The sequence below is a fragment of the Phenylobacterium sp. genome (assembly GCF_030693805.1).
Classification (GTDB): Bacteria; Pseudomonadota; Alphaproteobacteria; order Caulobacterales; family Caulobacteraceae; genus Phenylobacterium.
The window spans coordinates 1-1320 of the sequence record NZ_JAUXZW010000151.1 but is presented as its reverse complement, the minus strand read 5'-3'; the positions used below and the strand labels follow the sequence as shown (position 1 = coordinate 1320).

The 1320-nt window shown below is 54.2% G+C and carries 1 protein-coding gene; it reads right to left on the bottom strand.

All coding sequences use genetic code 11. From position 1 onward, the window contains the following. Positions 1-246: 246 nt before the first annotated feature. Positions 247-840: a L,D-transpeptidase gene (locus Q8M88_RS06600; RefSeq protein ID WP_305595611.1), complete on the bottom strand. Its 594-nt coding sequence runs from the start codon at positions 838-840 to the stop codon at positions 247-249. Positions 841-1320: the final 480 nt, after the last annotated feature.

Here is a 1320-nt window from a genome sequence, read left to right as displayed (position 1 = left end):
TCGGCCAGGAAGAAATGGCGCAAACTCGATGGTCAGAACCGCCTGCCCGAAATCATCCAGGGGGTTGAATTCCGCGACGGCATCAAGCACGAATTCAAAGCCGCCTGATCAAACCGTCACCAACTTTCGGTCATAGCTCCTGAAAGGATGCGCGGTCGCCCAAGGCGGGACGTGACCAAGAGCAGAGCGTGAACCGTAGGACGCAACAGCAACCCTATCTGCGAGATCTGACAGTTCATCTCTTCGTCAGATTAGCAGCACCTGGGTGCCAACCTGCGCCAAATCGTAGAGCTCAATGACATGCTCATTGTAAAGACCGATGCAGCCGTTCGATGATCTGCGACCGATCTTCCGTGTATCATGGGTGCCGTGGATCAAATAAGCGGGCCATGACAAATACATTCCGCGGACACCCAGCGGGTTGTCCTTAGCGCCGCCCTCGACCATTGTCGGCCAGTCCGGGTTGCGTTCCAGCATCGAAGGAGTAGGACGCCACGGAGGGTTAACGGCCTTGCGGACAATTTCAGTTCTCCCACGTCTGGTCAGCTCTTCTGAAAGAGGGACTGATGTCGGATAGAGGCGGTAGATCGTCTTGTCTTCTGACCAATAATGTAGTGCGCGAGACGTAATGTCGACGAGGATAACACCTCGGTTCGTGTTCTCGAAGTAGTCCTGCCACTGCAGCATCCGGAAACTGGATATATTGTTCCGCACGGCGTCGGACACGGGAGCCTGAAACTCGGTAGTGCCCTCCTGTGCCAGTGCTGGTAAAGTCGCAATGCCAGCCATGCCGACGGCACCACTCAGCAAAGCCCGCCTCCCGATCCGATCATCTGCCATGGATCACTCCTTCACCTACTTCACTGCGTTTCGAAAAGGGCAGTATCTTCCTCTTGGCAACGTTACAAATCAAAGACGCGTCAACAGCGGACGGTTCGGGTTCAAAGGTCGACAAGCCCAGCGCTGGTGAACTTTCTACGCTTCGGATCGGACCGGAAGTCGTTCAACGTGTCGCGATGTTCTGACAATGCCGTGATCTGCAAAAGGATTCATTGCACCTCTAGTCACTGGAAGAATTAATCCTCGCCTCGCCATACGGAGGATTAAGCTGGATTGATCACTTCAGACCAACATTGTTTTTCCGCGGTGACAAGCTTCTTCAAGGTTTGTCGAATTTCCGCGGAGCTATGACCGAAAGTTGGTGACGGTTTGATCAGGCGGCTTTGAATTCGTGCTTGATGCCGTCGCGGAATTCAACCCCCTGGATGATTTCGGGCAGGCGGTTCTGACCATCGAGTTTGCGCCATTTCTTCCTGGCCG